Raw genomic sequence first — 17278 nt, 5'->3', positions numbered from 1 at the left:
TACCTCGGGGGTCGCCGGCTGGTGCGCCACTGGTTCAAGAACCAGCCGGCGACGGGCAGCGATACCTGACCGCCCTATCCCGCCACCCTTCGCCCCTGACGGGCCATGAGCAGACGCTCCAACCCCGACAATGCGTCATAGATCAGCACCGCCAGCGTGCCGACGATCAGCCCCCCTTGCAGGACAAAGGCCGTGTTGCCCGTCAGCAATCCGGCGATGATGACCTCTCCCAGCGTCCGGGCGGCGACTGTCGAGCCGATCGTGGCGGTGGCCAGTGCGATCACGGTTGAAATCCGGATGCCGGCCAGAATGACCGGCAGCGCCAGCGGCAACTCCACCTGCAACAGCCGCTGCCGTCCCGTCATCCCCGCACCACGCGCCGCCTCCATGACCCGGGGCGGCAGATTGGTGAATCCGGTCAGCGTATTCTCGAATACCGGCAGCAGGCCATAAAGGAACAGCGCCACCAGCGTGGGCCCGGTGCCAAAGCCCAGCACCGGCACCGCAAGCGCAAGCACCGCGACCGGGGGGAATGTCTGGCCGATATTCGCGATAGCGCGTGAAAGTGGCAGGAACTCCGCCCCGGCGGGCCGCGTCACCAATATGCCCAGCCCCACCGCGACAATTGTCGAGCCCAGGACAGCAACGGCAACAATCAGCAGGTGACTGATGGTGATGGCCAGTAAATTTCCCTGATTGTAGATTACCGGCTGCCCGGGTCTGGCAAACAGGGCAAAAAATCCGGCGAAGAGATCAGGACGTAACAGCAGGGCAATCAGAACCGCAAGGACCAAAAGCCTTATCAGGTTTCCAATCGTCATTTCGGGGCCACGGCCAGTCTGGTCAGGCTTTCAAGCCGGATACGGCCGATTACATTTCCCGCGGCGGTCACCACCGGCGCTGCGGTTCTGCCGGACCATAAAAGCTCGGAATAGGCGTCGCGCAGACTGGCGGTCGATGGCAGTGCTTCACCCATCGCCTCGCCGGGCTCGACATGATCGGCAAGCCGGGACAGTGATAACAGACGGAATGCACGATCCGACGGGCCCAGCAATTCGGCGACGAAGTCAGAGGCGGGGTTGCCTATGATCTCGGCCGGAGGTGCGAATTGCACCAGCTTGCCCTCGTCCATCACGGCAATGCGGTCGCCCAGATGAATCGCCTCTTCCATGTCATGCGTCACCAGCACGATCGTGGTGCCGAAGCGCTTCTGGATCGCAAGTAGATCGTCCTGCGCCTTGGTGCGGATCACAGGATCAAGCGCACCGAAAGGTTCATCCATCAGCAGGATATTGGGCTTGGCGGCCAGCGCTCTTGCGACGCCGACACGCTGTTGCTGCCCGCCTGAAAGTTCATGCGGCATCCGATCCCGAAACATGTCCGGATCAAGCTGGAACAGGCCCAGCAATTCATCCACCCGGGCCGAGATACGCTTTTCATTCCAGCCCAAGAGCCGCGGCACCGTGGCGATGTTCTGGCCAACATTCTTGTGCGGGAACAATCCATTCCCCTGAATGGCATAACCGATGCGACGGCGCAGCTCATGCGCGGGAACCGCTGTCACATCTTCGCTGTCGATACGGATCTGGCCCGAGGTCGGCTCGACCAGGCGGTTGATCATCCGCATCAGCGTGGTCTTTCCCGATCCGGACGTCCCGACCACGGCACAAATCGTATGGGGCTGGATGGTCAGGCTGACATCGTTCACCGCCAGATTATCGCCATAAGCCTTGCTGACACCGTCGATCTCGATCATGGGAACCTCTTAGCTTATCATCTCGACGATGGCGTCCAGCACGACCGCCGCCGCAAAGGCCAGCGCCACGGTCGGCACCGCGCCCAGCAGCACCAGATCCATCGCGGTCTGTCCGATGCCCTGAAAGACGAAGACCCCGAAACCGCCTCCACCGATCAGGGCGGCAATCGTGGCAAGTCCGATATTCTGCACAAGGACGATCCGGATCCCGGTCAGGATCACCGGAAAGGCCAGCGGCAATTCGACACCCAGCAATCGCTGACGCCGGGTCATTCCCATGCCGCGCGCCGCATCGACCGCCGCCGCCGACACGCCCAGAAGCCCGACGACCGTATTTGAGACGACGGGCAGAAGCGAGTAGGCGAACAGGGCCACCAGAGCAGGCGCGGTGCCGATGCCCGAGATGCCGATGGCGGAGGCGCCGGGGATGGTCGCGGCGATCCATGCCATCGGCGCAATCAGCAGGCCGAACAGCGCAATTGACGGAATCGTCTGCACGATATTGAGCACATTCAGCACCGCGGCACGCAGCGCCTTGCGCCTGTAACACAGAACCCCTATCGGAATACCGACAAGGATCGCCGCCGCGACCGAGCCGAAGGTCAGCAGGATATGCGTCCGGGCTTCTTGCCAGAACGCGCGGGAACGCGTCGCATATTCCTTGAGCATGGAAAGATCGTTCCAGCTGCCGCTCCAGAGCAGCAGCGTCACCACGACGCAGACCCCCAGCAGGATCCCGATCCGTATCCACGGGCCCAGCCGCAGCCGGGTCAGGACATCTGCCAGCATCAGCGAATTGGCGAATACCAATAGCCAGAACCCGGATGACGGAGAAACCCGCGCATAATTGTTCTCGGGCGGCATCAGGTTGCTGGCGGCCACGCCGATCAGCAGGAACAGCGCAAGCAATGCCGTGGCACTGGCGCCAAGCTTGACCATATTCGGGACGCGCAACAGCGCCGCCAGGATGCAGGCGATCAGCAAAGCCAGGAAAATAAAGCCCGGACCGCCGGGAAGCCCTTCCAGAATGCTACGGGCTTCACCCGGCACGATGCGGTTTGCCTTGAGCAATGCGAAAGGCAGTGCCAACCCCGCAGCCGCGATCAACGCAATCAACACGCCAAGCTTATCCAGAGTCAGCCATGCCGGACGGTTCCGCAGGTCGGTAACATCTGTCATTCCCAGCCGCCTTTCGGTGCTGCCTTCACGCAAGACGGGGCGGCAGTGCCTGCATCGCGCCCGGGCGCGCGCGCCCCGTATCCGGCCAGAACCGGCGCCCCTAGTTCAGAAGACCGTTCTGCGTAAGGTAATCCTCTGCGACGCTTGCCGCCGCTTCGCCACCGACCTGCACCCTGCCATTCAGCTCTTGCAGGACATCCAGCGTCAAGCCCTCGAAAACCGGTTTCAGCAGATCCTCGATCGCGGGATATTCCTCCAGAACCTCCTGGCGGATTACCGGGGCCGGCTGATAGACGGGCTGAACGCCCTTATCGTCTTCCAGAACGACCAGTCCCGAAGGTGCGATCCCGCCATCCGTGCCGTAGACCATGGCGGCATTCGCGCCGTTGGTCTGTTGCGCAGCAGCGGCGATCGTGGCAGCCGTATCGCCGCCCGACAGGGTGATCAGCTGATCAGGCTGAAGCGTAAAGCCGTAAACTTCCTGAAACCGGGGCAAGGCCGCCTCGGAATTCACGAATTCAGACGACGCCGCCAGTTTCACCTCGCCGCCGCCAGCGACATATTCCCCGAAATCGCTGAAAGTCTGAAGCCCTGCTTCCTTTGCAAGGTCACCGCGAATGGCGACCGCCCAGGTGTTATTGGCAGGAGAGGGCGTCAGCCAGACGATCTCATTTGCTTCAAGATCCAGTTTCGCGGCCTCCTGATAGGCGCTTTCGGCATCATTCCACAGCGGATCGCCCGCCTTCTCGAAAAAGAACGCGGCATTGCCGGTATATTCGGGATAGATATCGACCTCGCCCGCAAGAATGGCTTCGCGCAGGATCGGCGTCGCGCCAAGCTGGATCCGGCTTTCGACGGGGATGTCATTGGCCTCCAGCATCTGCAGGATGATGTTGCCCAGAACGCCACCCTCGGTGTCGATCTTGGACGAAACCACCACCTGCGCCGACGCCATGCCCGCGGCCAGGGTGAAGGCCGCGGCCGTCACGGATAGTATCTTCATCGGTCTCATCTCGTTTCCTCCGTGTTCCGGGCAGCCCCCGGCTTCGCCTGCCCCCTACCCTGCCATGTATGAAACGATTTGACAGCGATAAATTTTCCCACCCCTGGCGCAGGAACTCAAGTCACTGACTATACATAGAAAATATAGAAAATCACGCTGTAGCGGGACTTGCTGGCGGCAGGCGTGACGGAGCTTCACGGATGGGAAGATGGATCAGGGCACTGAACGCGCCGACCCCCACGCCGACCCACCAGACCAATGTGTAATCGCCAAAGCGGTCATAAAGCGTTCCGCCCAGCCAGACCCCCAGAAACGACCCGATCTGATGCGACAGGAACACGAACCCGTATAGCGTTCCCATATAGCGCAGCCCGTAGATATAGGCGACCAGCCCCGAAGTCAGCGGCACCGTCGCCAGCCACAGCCCGCCCATCACCACCGAGAAGATGATGACGGTTGCCGGCGTGATGGGGGTCAGGATGAATGCCGCCGCAGCGATCGTGCGCAGCGTATAAATGCCCGCCAGCAGGTATTTCTTGCTATAGCGCTTGCCCAGCCACCCGGCAAAGATCGCACCCGCCATATTCGCCAGTCCGATCAGCGAAATGGCGGCGGCGCCCAGCGCCGATGTCGTGGTGATCCCGATCGAGGCAAGCGTGCCCAGCGGATTGATCGGGCCGCACATTTCGGTGATCATTGCGGGGAAATGTGCCGTGATGAAGGCAAGCTGATAGCCGCAGGAAAAGAACCCGGCGAAGATCATCAGATAGGTCGGGTCGCGAAAGGCGCGCCGCAGCACGCTGCCCAGACTCTCTTCCAGTTCCGAGCGGGTGGCGGGTTTGCCGCCGCCCAGCATCGGCAGGAACAGCAGGCACAGCAGAACCAGCCCCCCGAAGATGATGAACACCATCTGCCATGTATAGAATCCAAGCAGGATCTCGGCCAGCGGCGCACCGATCACCTGCCCGGCCGAACCGGCCGCGGTCGCGATGCCAAGGGCAAGGCTGCGATTCTCGTCGCTCGCCGCGCGGCCCACGACGGCAAGGATAACCCCGAAACCCGTCCCCGCAACGCCGAATCCGACGATGATTTCCAGCAATTGCATCGTCGCGGGCGAGGTCGCGAAGGCGGTCAGAACCAGTCCGGCGGCATAAAGGAACGCGCCCAATATGATCGCCTGACGATCTCCCCAGCGTTCGGCGAAGGCACCGAAGATCGGCTGCCCGATTCCCCAAGCGAGATTCTGGATGGCAATTGCAAGCGAGAACTCGGCGCGCGGCCAGCCGAACTCCTCTCCGATCGGAATCTGGAACACGCCGAAACTGGCGCGAAGTGAGAAATTGATCAGCAGGATGAAACAGCCGCCAATCAGGACGGGCGTGAAAATCCGGGCTTGGCTCGACATGCAATAAACCTGGCAGCAAAGGCGAGGCTTACCGTTGACCTACACCGCCCCAGAGTTCAAGTGCGCTTTCGTGATAAATTACATCAACCAGACTGATGATTTGGCCCGGTTGATGCAGATCGGACAATGATTGGCGACAATTATTTGCGGCGTGCCAACTCATTCCTGATCGAGAATTTGGAGGACGCGATCGAGCCGCCCTTGCTCATCTCGCCAAGAATCACGGTGGTTTTCTCACCTGCGTCGTCGGTGACGACCCATTGACGCAATTCGGTTGGGCCGGGGGTGAAGACCATCTGGATATTGCCATATTCCGGATGTTCGGGGTCCTGAGCGGTCACGATGGTCGAGTTCTTGCCCTCGCTATGGCCGGTGACCATGTTTGCCCGGCTAAGATCGACATTGGCATCGAGGATGATCGAAAGCGGGGTCTGCGACAGCGGATATTGCTGCGGCCCGCCACTGGATTTCGGATCGAATATCGCGACATTGCCCGCCGATGCCAGGACCAGCGTGGAATCGTTGTTATATTCGAACCTGACACGGCCCGGTCGCTGGATATAGACTGTTCCGGTCGAAATCGATCCGTCGTTATTGACCTGCGTAAAAGCGCCCGTGAGCGTTTTCAGGCTGTTGAGATAATTCGAGATCTCATTCAGCGGAATCTTCTCGGCCAGTGCCGGAACAGCAAGGCCGATGATCAGGGCGGGCGCAAGTGCGAGTGAGCGTAGGTTCATATCGCCAATATATCCTTCTTCGTTGCAGACTGCACATCACGTCTGTTTCAGATGTCAGCGGCGAACGTCCCGGATGCCACGATGGTTCCGGGCGATCACAAGCAGTTGCAAAACAACCGGGAACTTACCGCGCCATACCCTGCCGGCAATCCGTCCGGTCTTGCTTGACATCACAACATACCGGCGTCAAATATCGCGTCGATGGGGCCGTAGCTCAGTTGGTAGAGCGCATCGTTCGCAATGATGAGGCCAGGGGTTCGATTCCCCTCGGCTCCACCAGAAGCATCCGTCCCTTTCGGCAGCAGCTCTGCAACTGAATTCACGCAGACGATGCAACCGCGGCAAAGCTATGCTGCGATTGCAAAACAGCTATGCGCTCTCTGGTATAACTAATTCCAGTTGCGCTCCCTATATAGACCGTATCGTTGAGCACACACTCAAGCATATGGAGCAAAAATCATGGCCTACACAAACATCGAACACTACATCCCTTCCGCCAAACGCGGCAGTTTCCTCGCAACCGTTTTCGCATTCCTGCGAGCCGGAGCATCGGTAAGAAGCGGTCGTAAACCCGCCGGAACCGAGCCTCTTCACTTCCACGGCAATCCCCGGGCTTTCTAAGCCGTGACGCGGATCAGGATCCCGTCTCCATCCAATGGCGACTCCAAGGCTGTCACCGAAAGAGAGCAGCTTTGGAGTCGTCGCATCCTGAACGAATTGTTACGAATCAGCTCGGGCGGATTATCCTGTCAGGAACATTGTCCCGGCCCGATCTGCAAGCCGAACCGCGCCGGCCCCGGTCTGTCGGGTGCGATGCGGTTTACCTGAACCTCGACCCGGCAGTCCCGACTGGCGATCTGATAGCCGTTCTCGATACTGGTGATACTCTCGATGGGTTGCTGCCCAAGGGCGTCAGCCACCCGATCATTGCCCAGAATGGCGTGAATGACCTTGGAACTATCCCAATAGCCGCTGAGCGCAGCAGAAACAGGCGTGGCGGCGGCAAGGCCGATAATGGCAGGGATAGCGAGGCGTCTCATCTCATGACCTCCGATATACGAACGGCCTCATATTGGCTGTTCATGGCATTAACGGCAAACTGTCGGCATGTCCCGATCCGCGTGCCGTTCGAAGCCCGGTTCCAATATGTCTTTTTTGCCGTATCTCATTCGTCAGGGCCGCGACAGCATCTGACGATAAGATCTGCGGCAACCGATCTGCATGCCAGGCGTTGTATTACAACGCAACCGATGGAGGCGGCTATGACAGATCAATCCAAAAAGGATAAGTCCCGGGAAAAGGCGAAGAAAGAGCGCGACGAGTTAAAGGACGCGGTCAAATCTCTTGATGACGAGGATGAAAAGCGCCCCGGCACGGATGATGATGACGATGCGGGCGAGGAAGCCGAGGAATAAGACCGGCACATGAACATGCCCGCACCTGAGAAGGCGCGGGCTCAATCGTAAAGTGACATATTCACCCTAAAATGCTCGTCGTTAATAGGGATGCATATAGACGATCTGACAGCAATCTGGATATGCGTAAGATTGCCTAGGTAAAATTACTCAAATCCGGCGCAACAAAACTCGCACGGGCCGGGTTGCGGGATGATTTTCGCGAAACACGGCGACAGGCGGGCCGATATCGCAACTTAATTCCTGATTAAATTACCCTGAAATTATTTACATACCTGAATGGGGGAGGTAATCCATCTTCCTGATACGGGCCGTTTATCCGGCAAGCTCCAATGTCGAGGAAAGAAATTCAATGCGTTACATCCCGCTGTCAGGGCTGTTTGCGCTGTCGCTCTGCGCCGCTGCGTCCGCAGCAGACGTAACCATCACTACATCGCAAGGCGAGGTAACCCTGCCCGAACGTCCGGAAAAGGTGGCCATTCTGGACGTCGCCGCAATCGATAGTTTGCACGCGCTGGGCGTCCTGCCTGCGGGACGTCCGGACAATATCCTTGTCGACTACCTGGACGACGTGACAGAAGCTGCCAAGCCCGTCGGCACACTGTTCGAACCCGATCTCGAAGCATTGGCTACGCTGGAACCCGATCTCATCGTGGTCGGAGGGCGTTCCGCCACGCAGCTTGATGCCGTGTCGCAAGTTGCCATGGCCATCGACATGACGATCGGCGCCGATCTCGTATCGGATGCCAAGGCACATATCGCAGCCTATGGGGAACTGTTCGGCAAGCAGGACAAAGCCGCGGAACTGGCCGCGGCTCTGGATCAGAAACTGACCGAAGCGCGGGAAGCGGGCGAGGGTAAGGGCACCGCTCTGATGGTCCTGACCAATGGGCCGAAAATGTCGGCTTTCGGCAAGGGCTCCCGTTTTGGCTGGGTCTTTGACGCAACCGGACTGCAAGAGGCCGCAACAGGCCTGAAAACGGATACCCACGGCAATGCGATCAGCCATGAATTCATTGCTCAGCACGATCCCGACTGGCTGATTGTTCTGGATCGCGGGGCGGCGGTCGGACAGGATGGGGCTTCGGCGGAAGTAACGCTGAAAAACCCTTTGATCGAGGGTACGAAGGCCTGGAAAAACGGCAATGTCGTGTATCTGAATCCGGCCAGCACCTATATTTCGGGCGGCGGCTATACATCCCTTATCGGAAATCTCGATATTCTGACGGATGCTTTGAACGCCTCGGACAGCTGATGCGCTTTTACCGGAACGATCTTCGGTGATCCAACCGTCTCTGATGCCGGGCAGCCCGTTACCCGGCATCGCAGCCGATAAAGCATCCTGCCCGGATCAGGCATTATCGCAACATAGGCAAAAAGCGATTCAGTTCAGATCCATAGCCCATTGATTACGCTCATACACTCGGCTAATAAAATTCCCGACAAATTTACATGGATATTCGCAGCAAGTCGATGCTGCCCCAATACTCAACCAATCGCCCCGAGGTCATGATGCCGAACCACACGCCCCGCATATCCAAACTCAGTACAGCGCTGCTTTCCTTCACTGCGCTTGTGATCCCCGCCATTGCGCTGGCACAGACCGAGGACACGAATGTTACCGCCCTGGATGAAATCGTCCTGACTGCGGGCGGTTTCGAGCAGGCATTGAGAGATGCTCCGGCAAGTGTTTCGGTGATTTCCTCGGAAGAGCTTGCGAAAGGCAGCTTTACCTCGCTGACGGATGCATTGCGTGAGGTTCAGGGCGTGGCCACCACGGGAACAGCGAATGAGCAGGATATCTTTATCCGCGGGTTGCCCGGCCAGTACACGCTTATCCTGATTGACGGGAAGCGCCAGAATACCCGCGATGCCCGCACCAACGGCAATGCCGGGATAGAGCAAAGCTTCATCCCTCCCGTCCAGGCTATCGAGCGTATCGAGGTCGTGCGCGGGCCGATGTCATCCCTTTATGGCTCGGACGCGATGGGCGGGGTCATCAATATCATCACGAAACCCGTTGCGGATCGCTGGACCGGCTCGGTCACGGCCGAAACGACGCTGCCAAGCGAAGACGGCTTTGAAAACAGCAGGCAATTGTCGTTCTATGCCTCGGGTCCGATCGTCAAGGATTCTCTGGGCCTGCAAATCTGGGGCCGGAAATTCGATCAGAACGCGTCATCTGTCACAGGCGGGCCGAACGCATCGGATGATTACGACATTACCGGCCGGCTGACCTGGCAGATAGATGACCGGAACGAATTGCTGCTTGAAGCCGGACGCACGCGGGTCACCAACGAGGAATATGGCGATCTGCGCTATCAGGACAACGACCGCTCGCATTGGTCGCTGACGCATAACGGCCAGATCGGCGATATGACAACCGAATTCAGCATCTCGCAGGAAACTGGCGAGCGCACCACTTATGATCGCCTGGATTCCGGAAGCGCCTTTGCCGAGGACATCCGTTCACCCAGGATCCGTAACACCGTCGTCGATGCCAAGGGCAACAAGGCCTTCGAGTGGAATGGTCATCATCAATTGACTTTCGGCAGCCAGTTCATCCGAACCGTCCTGCATGACCAGAATCCGGGCGCGCAGGCGCATTTGCCGGAAGACGAGCATTACGACGAGAAATTCTCGGTCGATCAGTGGGCGCTTTATATCGAGGACGAATGGCGGATGCGCGATGATTTCGCACTGACCCTTGGCATGCGGTATAGCGATCACGAACATTATGGCGGCCAGATCAATCCGCGGATCTATGGGGTCTGGGACGCAAGCCCCAACCTGACCGTCAAGGGCGGCATTTCTACGGGCTTCCGCGCTCCCGACATTCGAACGATCGCGCCGGGCTATGCCTATACGACCGGCGGCCGGGGATGCAGCGGAAACAATCCGCCGTCCTGCGGGGTCATTCTGGGCAATCCCGAGCTGGAGCCCGAAGAAACGACCAATATCGAAATCGGCATGACCTATGAGGCAGACAGCTTTTCGGTTAGCGCGACGGCATTCCATACCCGGTTCAAGAACAAGCTTCAGCAGATCAATACCGGAGAACTGTGGCTTGACGGTCCGCAATACACCGCGGATGACGGAAGCCGCCACCACTACATTCTGTACAAGGAATTCAATGTCGATAAAGCCGAGATTACCGGGATTGAATTGGCCGGGGATTGGTCGATCACCCCGACATTATCGGCCCGTGCATCCTACACCTACACGGATTCTGAACAAAAAACCGGTGATTTCGAAGGCTTCCCGCTTGCCCGGACGCCCGAACACATGGCAAGCCTGCGCTTCGACTGGGCCACGCCCGTTACCGGGCTGGATACCTGGGTCAGCGCCAATTATCACGGTTCGGAAATCGCATCCGGACTGCGTATCGGGGAGGATGGCCGCGAGGTGGAAATCAACGGTCAGACCGGTCGGAAATATGCGCCCTACACGACCGTGAATCTTGGCGTGAACTATCAGGTAAACCAGTATGCAACCCTGAACGCCGCCATATACAACGTTCTGAACAAGGAAATCCGAGAGGACGAGTTCAGAACCGTGGAAGAGGGGCGCCGGTTGTGGCTGGGTCTCACCACCAGTTTCTGAGGATGGGCATGATCGGCGCCATGCTTTTTGACACGGCTTCCCAGACGACAAGAGGTGCGACGTGATCGCAAAAAGCCGCCGCTCCCTGTTGGCGAGCATCCCCACCATCTGCCTTGCCGGGAAGCTTGCCGCACAGGGAAGCACGCGCCCGGATTTCACCGAAGCCCCGGAATACCGGATATTCGACGCTCCGCCCGATACGCACACGCTGTCCCGGCAGGACATGACCGTAGACGGGTCCGGCTATCGTCTGTTCCTTGCCGTGCCCAAGGCCACGGCTCCGGCTGATGGCTGGCCGTCCCTCTGGATGCTTGACGGGAATGCGGTATTCGACCGGATCGGGGCGGGTGATCTGGCCAGCCATCCCGGGCTGACCGTCATCGGGATCGGCTATCCCGTCGATCAGATTTTCGATACCACAGCACGGGCACTAGACTACACGCCGGGCAGCCGGGTCCCGGATCCGGAAGCTGGCAGAGGCCGCGCCACCGGCGGAGCCGACAGCTTTCGCGCGCGCCTGTTGGGCCCTTTACGCGATGCGGTGGAAAATCACGTTCCGATTGATCCGGCGCGGCGGGTGCTTTGGGGGCATTCCTATGGCGGACTGTTTGCGCTGCATTGCCTTTTGTCGGAACCGCAGGCCTTTGCGGGCTGGGTGCCAACCAGCCCCTCAAGCGGTTTTGGCGGGAATGTCCTGCGGCACCTGTCTGACGACGCGCCGCATCTGGAGTCGGGAAAGATTACTCCGGTTCACATCATGCTTGGCGATAGCGAATATCGGCGCGGCACCGAACCGCCGCCCGTTCCGCAACCTTCGCCTGACACGATGGCGCTGGCGAAGCTGCTGGAGCAGCGCGAGGATCTGGATGTACGGGTCACCGTCCTGAAAGGATTGGGTCATGGCCAGACCTTTGCCGCATCCTTTCCGCAAGCGCTCGATCTGGCTGCGCGCCTGCCAGGCAACTAAAGCGCGGCGTCTGCCGGCGGTGTTTTCAGCTATAACGACATTGGCGACGAAGCGTCGGGCCGGCAGGGCAAGCCTATCCCAAACACCCGGAACCCCGCCCTCACGCGGTTTCTGCAGCAACGTCGCCTTATTCCGGACACACCACCCGCAGAATTGCCGTTAGGAATGATGTAATTATCGTTTGATAGTCTTTCCCTCAGGTAGTAGTCTCTGGGTTTCAGTGGGCCGTCATGTGCCCATCGGCTCCGTCAGACTTGTATGAAGTGTTGTTTGTTTTCATGGAAAGGACCCGTTACACATGCCATTCTTATCACCCCCATATAGCTAAACAGCAATATCCGGCCCGGACGGCAGGTCTGCAATCGATGCGGGCTGACGTCGGCATGTGATATGGCCAGGCGCGGATCATCATTCAATCCGCCGAATTCGCCCTGCTGGTATTCCAGTTTGAACCTGCGCTGCCGGGCTGTCCAGTCAGTGCGCATTCTTCCCTGCCCGGCAGGTGGTCAGCGATTCGCACGTCCGCGCTTCGGTAATTTTCTTGCATTTCCAAACAGGACAAAACCTGATGTTCTATCCGCTTGCCAGCTCGACATGGGACGAAACGGAATACACGGCACTGCAGGAGGTGATTGCCTCGGGGCGGTTCACGATGGGCAGCCGGGTGCGGGCATATGAAGACGCTTTCGCCGCCCGGTTTGGCAAAAAATATGCGGTCATGACCTCTTCCGGATCGACAGCGAACCTTCTTGCCGTGGCTTCGGCCTTCTGGCATCCGGATCTGGGCTGGCGGCAGGGCGACGAAATCATCGTGCCCGCCGTAAGCTGGTCCACAACCTATTTCCCGATCACACAAACTGGCCTGAAACTGCGCTTCGTTGATATCGATCCCGCGACGCTGAACATCGATCTGAACAAGCTTGCCGATGCCATCACGCCGCATACGCGCGGGGTCTTTGCCGTCAATCTGCTTGGTAATCCCGTCCAGGCGGACAGGCTGCGGGCCCTGTGCGCCGAAGCAGGCATCCCGCTGTTTGAAGACAACTGCGAATCCATGGGCGCCCGCTACAATTCCGAGATGGCCGGCAGCTTTGGATTATTCGGCACATTCAGCAGCTTCTTTTCCCATCACATCTGCACGATGGAAGGTGGCATGGTCATTACCGACGACCGGAAGCTTTATGACATCATGATTTCGATGCGCGCACATGGCTGGGTGCGCGATTTGCCCGAGGACACCCATCTGCCGCTTGATCAGGATCCGTTCCTGCGCCAGTTTCGCTTCGTCCTGCCCGGATACAACCTGCGCCCGCTGGAGATGGAAGGGGCGATCGGCTTGCCGCAGCTTGCGAAATTACCCGGTTTCATTGCCGAACGCCGCAAAAATGCCACGATGTTCCAGCGGGATTTCGGCCAGCTCGATTTTCTCGATATACAACAGGAAACCGGTGAATCCTCGTGGTTCGGCTTCGCGATGATCCTGAAGGGGCGGCTGGCCGGTCAACGCGGTTCTCTGGTCGAGGCGCTGCGTGACGCCGAAATAGAATGCCGCCCGATCGTTACCGGAAACTTCCTGAACAATCCGGTTATCTCGAAACTTGATCACAGTATCGGATCGGAAATCGTCGCGGCAGAGCATGTCGACCGGAACGGGCTTTTCGTCGGCAATCACCATTACCCGATTGAACCGCAGATCACCCGATTGCGCGAAGTCGTTCAATCTGTTGCAGACCGTTTTTAACAAGGGCATTTTTCATGGCAAAAACCGCGCTCATAACCGGCATCACCGGACAGGACGGCGCCTATCTGGCAGAGCTTCTGTTATCCAAGGGATATGATGTCCACGGCATCAAGCGCCGTTCTTCCAGCTTCAATACCGGCCGTATCGATCATTTGCAGATCGACACGCACAGGCAGGGGAATTTCCACCTTCATTACGGTGACATGACCGATTCCACCGCGGTGATCCGCACCATCGCAGAGGTTCAGCCTGACGAAATCTATAATCTGGCCGCACAAAGTCACGTCAAGGTCAGCTTTGAAATGCCGGAATATACCGCGAATGCCGATGCGGTTGGCACGCTGCGCATCCTTGAGGCGATCCGGTTGCTGAACCTGTCCGACAAGACCCGGTTTTACCAGGCTTCGACTTCCGAACTTTACGGCAAGGTCCAGGAGGTGCCGCAACGCGAAATCACACCCTTCTATCCCCGCTCTCCATATGCGGCGGCCAAGCTTTACGCTTACTGGATTACGGTCAATTATCGCGAAGGTTACGGGATGTTCGCCTGCAACGGCATTCTTTTCAATCACGAAAGCCCGATTCGCGGCGAAACCTTTGTTACCCGCAAGATCACCCGTGCCGTTGCGGCAATCACGCTGGGGTTGCAGGATCGGTTGTTTCTTGGCAATCTCGATGCCCAACGCGACTGGGGGCATGCCCGCGATTATGTAGAAGGAATGTGGCGCATTCTGCAACATGACACGCCCGAGGATTTCGTACTGGCCACAGGCGAAATGCACAGCGTCCGCGAATTCTGCGAGCTTGCCTTTGCAGAGATCGGAACCACGATCGAATGGCGCGGCGAGGGTGTCGAGGAAAAGGGCTATGCCGCCGGAACCGATCGCTGCCTGATCGAGATCGATCCGGTTTATTTCCGGCCGACCGAGGTGGAACAATTGCTTGGCGATCCGACGAAGGCACGCGAAAAACTGAACTGGAACCACGAGACAAGCTTTCCACAGCTTGTCAGAGAAATGGTTGCCGAGGACAGGCGCCTGCTGGAAACCGAACGTCTGGCCCGTCGCGCTTACGGGGTCGCAGAATGACGATTACTCCGGTCCTGCTCTCTGGTGGTAACGGCACAAGGCTTTGGCCGGCGTCGCGTAAATCCTTCCCCAAGCAATTCGCGCCGCTGATCGGCGAGCATACGTTATTTCAAGCGTCTGCGCTGCGCCTGTCGGGCAGCGAATTCGGCGCCCCTGTGGTGATGACAGGCGCGGAGTTCCGCTTTATCGTGGCCGAACAGCTTTCCGAAATCGGCATCGATCCTGCTGCGGTCCTGATTGAGCCATCGGCGCGCAACACCGCCCCTGCTATCCTGGCTGCGGCACTCTATCTTGCCGCGAAAGATCCCGAAGCACTGATGCTGGTTGCGCCATCCGATCACGTCGTCCCCGATAGTGAAGCATTCGCGCGGGTCGTTCATCAAGGTGTCCCGATCGCGCGGCGAGGGCGCATCGTCACTTTTGGCATCCAACCCAGCCATCCCGAAACCGGTTATGGTTATCTTGAACTGGACGGCACGCCTTCCGATAATGTGTCCGCCTTGCGTCGTTTCGTCGAGAAACCGGACGAAAAGACCGCCGCCGACATGATAGCGGCAGGCAACTTCCTTTGGAATGCCGGTATTTTTCTGTTCGAAGCCCGAACCATGATCCTGGCCTTCGAAACATATGCACCGGAATTTCTGGAGCCGGTACGCGCGGCACTGAAAGAGTCGCAATGCGATCTTGGCTTTCTGCGGCTGGCAGCCGATCCCTGGAAGAACCTGCCCGATCTCTCGATCGATTACGCCATCATGGAAAACGCTTCCAATCTGAGCGTCGTCCGCTTTGCGGAACATTGGTCTGACCTGGGCGGTTGGGACGCAATCTGGCGCGAGGCCCAAAAGGACAAGCCCGCCATCCGCGGCGTGGTGACCGATGCCCGGTCGACGGCGGTAGATTGCGATAATGTCCTGTTACGTTCCGAAGAGGAAGGGATGGAACTTGTCGGGATCGGCCTCAGGGATCTGATCGTGGTAACCACGCGCGACGCGGTTCTTGTTGCGGATATGAACCGCGCGCAGGATGTCCGCGAAGCGGTTGGCGCACTGAGGGAAAAGAATGCGCGCCAAGCCGAAAACTTTCCGCGTGATCATCGACCCTGGGGCTGGTATGAAACGCTGGCACTCGCCGAACGATTTCAGGTCAAGCGCATCGTCGTCAAACCCGGCGCGGCCCTGTCGTTGCAATCCCATTTCCATAGGTCGGAACATTGGGTCGTGGTCAGTGGCACGGCACGCGTGACGATAGACGATACGGTAACGCTCGTTACAGAAAACCAGTCAATCTATGTCCCGGTCGGCAGCGTTCATCGGATGGAGAATCCCGGCAAGGTTCCGATGGTGCTTATTGAAGTCCAGACCGGAGCTTATTTGGCAGAAGACGACATCATCCGTTACGAAGATGTATATGCGAGGACGTAAACCATGCGCGTCCTGCTGACCGGCGGCACAGGCATGCTGGGGCGTGCCATGCGACGCATCCAGCCGCAACACGCACCCGCAATAAGGCTGTACACGCCGACCCGCGATGAGTTGCCGTTGACCGACCGCTCTGCCGTCGTCAGTTGGTTAAACATGAATCCGGTCGATGCCGTCATTCATGCCGCTGCCCGCGTCGGCGGCATACAGGCGAATATGAACGACCCCGTTGGATATCTGTCTGAAAACCTGCGGATAAATGATGCGGTCATCATGGGCGCATATGAGGCAGGGGTTGAACGGCTGATATTTCTTGGCTCTTCCTGCATGTATCCAAAGGATTATCGCCAGCCATTGGTCGAACAGGACATACTGGCCGCGCCACTGGAGCCGACGAATGAAGGATATGCTCTTTCGAAGATAGCTGCTGCGCGACTTTGCGACTATGTCTCGCGTCAATACCCCACGCGGGCCTTTCGGACACTGGTACCGTGCAATCTTTTCGGAATCGAAGATCATTTCTGCTCGATCGCGTCCCATCTGATTGCTGCCATCGTGACCAAGGTCATTGACGCACGCGATGACGGTCACAGTGAGGTCGAAATCTGGGGAAGCGGCAATGCGCGGCGGGAATTCCTGTTCGTGGACGATTTTGCGCGCTTTATAATGGACATTCTGCCGCGCCTTGAAACATTGCCCGATCTTCTCAATATCGGGATGGACCGCGATCATTCGGTAACAGAGTATTACCGGATGATCGCGCAGATCGCAGGATGGCAAGGGCGATTCACCCATGATCTCACCCGGCCAGAGGGGATGATGGCCAAGCTTATGTCCTCGTCACGCGCCCGCGAATATGGCTGGGCCCCGCCCAAAGATCTTGCATCGGCCTTGCGCCTCACGATCGCGGCGTATGAACAGCAAAAGGCGAGTGGCGTATGATTATACGCCAATAGCGGGGTCGAC

At 58.5% G+C, this 17278-nt stretch carries 17 protein-coding genes and 1 tRNA gene; 10 read left to right on the top strand and 8 right to left on the bottom strand.

What is annotated here, in order from left to right:
• Positions 1-74: 74 nt before the first annotated feature.
• From Q0601_RS11300 to Q0601_RS11275, 6 genes are all read right to left on the bottom strand, one after another.
• Entirely contained in the window at positions 75-821 is a 747-nt protein-coding gene (locus Q0601_RS11300; protein WP_305289930.1) for an ABC transporter permease, read from the bottom strand.
• Positions 818-1756, bottom strand: coding sequence for an ABC transporter ATP-binding protein (locus Q0601_RS11295; RefSeq protein WP_305289929.1), 939 nt, complete (start codon positions 1754-1756; stop codon positions 818-820). Before Q0601_RS11295 ends, Q0601_RS11300 begins: the two co-directional genes overlap by 4 nt.
• 9 nt (positions 1757-1765) lie before the next feature.
• Positions 1766-2935, bottom strand: a complete 1170-nt coding sequence (locus tag Q0601_RS11290; protein ID WP_305289928.1) for an ABC transporter permease — start codon at positions 2933-2935, stop codon at positions 1766-1768.
• A gap of 100 nt (positions 2936-3035) precedes the next feature.
• Entirely contained in the window at positions 3036-3938 is a 903-nt protein-coding gene (osmF, locus tag Q0601_RS11285; protein ID WP_370656122.1) for a glycine betaine ABC transporter substrate-binding protein OsmF, read from the bottom strand.
• Positions 3939-4089: 151 nt separating this feature from the next.
• Positions 4090-5343 (bottom strand): MFS transporter, encoded by a 1254-nt coding sequence (locus Q0601_RS11280; protein WP_305289926.1) that lies wholly within the window; start codon positions 5341-5343, stop codon positions 4090-4092.
• Between the two features lie 140 nt (positions 5344-5483).
• Complete coding sequence (locus Q0601_RS11275; protein ID WP_305289925.1) at positions 5484-6080, bottom strand: LolA family protein; 597 nt, start codon at positions 6078-6080, stop codon at positions 5484-5486.
• 203 nt (positions 6081-6283) lie between these two features.
• Between Q0601_RS11275 and Q0601_RS11270 the strand changes: the two genes are divergently transcribed.
• Together Q0601_RS11270 and Q0601_RS11265 are read left to right on the top strand one after the other, a co-directional pair.
• Positions 6284-6359, top strand: a tRNA-Ala gene (locus Q0601_RS11270).
• Positions 6360-6539: 180 nt separating this feature from the next.
• Complete coding sequence (locus Q0601_RS11265; RefSeq protein ID WP_305289924.1) at positions 6540-6701, top strand: hypothetical protein; 162 nt, start codon at positions 6540-6542, stop codon at positions 6699-6701.
• Between the two features lie 128 nt (positions 6702-6829).
• Here Q0601_RS11265 and Q0601_RS11260 read toward each other — a convergent pair whose 3' ends face one another.
• Positions 6830-7120 (bottom strand): hypothetical protein, encoded by a 291-nt coding sequence (locus Q0601_RS11260; RefSeq protein WP_305289923.1) that lies wholly within the window; start codon positions 7118-7120, stop codon positions 6830-6832.
• 222 nt (positions 7121-7342) lie between these two features.
• Here Q0601_RS11260 and Q0601_RS11255 point away from each other — a divergent pair, with 222 nt between their 5' ends.
• The 4 genes from Q0601_RS11255 to Q0601_RS11240 all read left to right on the top strand — a co-directional run bounded on the left by Q0601_RS11255 (position 7343) and on the right by Q0601_RS11240 (position 12065).
• Positions 7343-7495 (top strand): hypothetical protein, encoded by a 153-nt coding sequence (locus Q0601_RS11255; RefSeq protein WP_305289922.1) that lies wholly within the window; start codon positions 7343-7345, stop codon positions 7493-7495.
• 352 nt (positions 7496-7847) lie between these two features.
• The gene (locus Q0601_RS11250; protein ID WP_305289921.1) at positions 7848-8750 is read left to right on the top strand and encodes a siderophore ABC transporter substrate-binding protein; all 903 of its coding nucleotides are present in this window, start codon (positions 7848-7850) and stop codon (positions 8748-8750) included.
• Between the two features lie 197 nt (positions 8751-8947).
• Positions 8948-11098, top strand: a complete 2151-nt coding sequence (locus Q0601_RS11245; protein ID WP_305289920.1) for a TonB-dependent receptor domain-containing protein — start codon at positions 8948-8950, stop codon at positions 11096-11098.
• A 61-nt stretch (positions 11099-11159) separates the two neighbouring features.
• A complete protein-coding gene (locus Q0601_RS11240; protein WP_305289919.1) occupies positions 11160-12065 on the top strand; it encodes an alpha/beta hydrolase in 906 nt (301 codons plus the stop codon).
• 248 nt (positions 12066-12313) lie between these two features.
• On the opposite strand, the gene Q0601_RS11235 is transcribed toward Q0601_RS11240, so the two are convergent.
• On the bottom strand, positions 12314-12550 hold the full coding sequence (locus Q0601_RS11235; protein WP_305289918.1) for a hypothetical protein: 237 nt from the start codon (positions 12548-12550) through the stop codon (positions 12314-12316).
• 83 nt (positions 12551-12633) lie between these two features.
• Here Q0601_RS11235 and Q0601_RS11230 point away from each other — a divergent pair, with 83 nt between their 5' ends.
• The 4 genes from Q0601_RS11230 to Q0601_RS11215 are packed head-to-tail and all read left to right on the top strand — an operon-like array spanning position 12634 to position 17254.
• Positions 12634-13806 carry a DegT/DnrJ/EryC1/StrS family aminotransferase gene (locus Q0601_RS11230; RefSeq protein WP_305289917.1) on the top strand — a complete coding sequence of 391 codons (1173 nt, stop codon included), beginning with the start codon at positions 12634-12636 and terminating at the stop codon, positions 13804-13806.
• A 14-nt stretch (positions 13807-13820) separates the two neighbouring features.
• On the top strand, positions 13821-14894 hold the full coding sequence (gene gmd / locus Q0601_RS11225; RefSeq protein WP_305289916.1) for a GDP-mannose 4,6-dehydratase: 1074 nt from the start codon (positions 13821-13823) through the stop codon (positions 14892-14894).
• Entirely contained in the window at positions 14891-16315 is a 1425-nt protein-coding gene (locus Q0601_RS11220; RefSeq protein ID WP_305289915.1) for a mannose-1-phosphate guanylyltransferase/mannose-6-phosphate isomerase, read from the top strand. Before gmd ends, Q0601_RS11220 begins: the two co-directional genes overlap by 4 nt.
• A 3-nt stretch (positions 16316-16318) precedes the next feature.
• Positions 16319-17254: an NAD-dependent epimerase/dehydratase family protein gene (locus Q0601_RS11215; RefSeq protein WP_305289914.1), complete on the top strand. Its 936-nt coding sequence runs from the start codon at positions 16319-16321 to the stop codon at positions 17252-17254.
• Positions 17255-17278: the final 24 nt, after the last annotated feature.

It is taken from the genome of Paracoccus wurundjeri, assembly GCF_030678915.1.
In the GTDB taxonomy this organism is placed as follows: Bacteria; Pseudomonadota; Alphaproteobacteria; order Rhodobacterales; family Rhodobacteraceae; genus Paracoccus; species Paracoccus onubensis_A.
The sequence above is the reverse complement of the archived record's forward strand: the minus strand, read 5'-3'. Positions and strand labels throughout refer to the sequence as shown.

Excerpts from the sequence above, each read along its gene's own strand:
- Q0601_RS11290 (WP_305289928.1), bottom strand. The coding sequence starts at position 2,935 with ATGACAGATGTTACCGACCTGCGGAACCGTCCGGCATGGCTGACTCTG.
- Q0601_RS11245 (WP_305289920.1), top strand. The coding sequence starts at position 8,948 with ATGGATATTCGCAGCAAGTCGATGCTGCCCCAATACTCAACCAATCGC.
- Q0601_RS11230 (WP_305289917.1), top strand. The coding sequence starts at position 12,634 with ATGTTCTATCCGCTTGCCAGCTCGACATGGGACGAAACGGAATACACG.
- Q0601_RS11265 (WP_305289924.1), top strand. The coding sequence starts at position 6,540 with ATGGCCTACACAAACATCGAACACTACATCCCTTCCGCCAAACGCGGC.
- Q0601_RS11260 (WP_305289923.1), bottom strand. The coding sequence starts at position 7,120 with ATGAGACGCCTCGCTATCCCTGCCATTATCGGCCTTGCCGCCGCCACG.
- Q0601_RS11250 (WP_305289921.1), top strand. The coding sequence starts at position 7,848 with ATGCGTTACATCCCGCTGTCAGGGCTGTTTGCGCTGTCGCTCTGCGCC.
- Q0601_RS11295 (WP_305289929.1), bottom strand. The coding sequence starts at position 1,756 with ATGATCGAGATCGACGGTGTCAGCAAGGCTTATGGCGATAATCTGGCG.
- Q0601_RS11300 (WP_305289930.1), bottom strand. The coding sequence starts at position 821 with ATGACGATTGGAAACCTGATAAGGCTTTTGGTCCTTGCGGTTCTGATT.
- Q0601_RS11220 (WP_305289915.1), top strand. The coding sequence starts at position 14,891 with ATGACGATTACTCCGGTCCTGCTCTCTGGTGGTAACGGCACAAGGCTT.
- Q0601_RS11235 (WP_305289918.1), bottom strand. The coding sequence starts at position 12,550 with ATGCGCACTGACTGGACAGCCCGGCAGCGCAGGTTCAAACTGGAATAC.
- osmF (WP_370656122.1), bottom strand. The coding sequence starts at position 3,938 with ATGAAGATACTATCCGTGACGGCCGCGGCCTTCACCCTGGCCGCGGGC.
- Q0601_RS11215 (WP_305289914.1), top strand. The coding sequence starts at position 16,319 with ATGCGCGTCCTGCTGACCGGCGGCACAGGCATGCTGGGGCGTGCCATG.
- Q0601_RS11255 (WP_305289922.1), top strand. The coding sequence starts at position 7,343 with ATGACAGATCAATCCAAAAAGGATAAGTCCCGGGAAAAGGCGAAGAAA.
- Q0601_RS11275 (WP_305289925.1), bottom strand. The coding sequence starts at position 6,080 with ATGAACCTACGCTCACTCGCACTTGCGCCCGCCCTGATCATCGGCCTT.
- Q0601_RS11280 (WP_305289926.1), bottom strand. The coding sequence starts at position 5,343 with ATGTCGAGCCAAGCCCGGATTTTCACGCCCGTCCTGATTGGCGGCTGT.
- gmd (WP_305289916.1), top strand. The coding sequence starts at position 13,821 with ATGGCAAAAACCGCGCTCATAACCGGCATCACCGGACAGGACGGCGCC.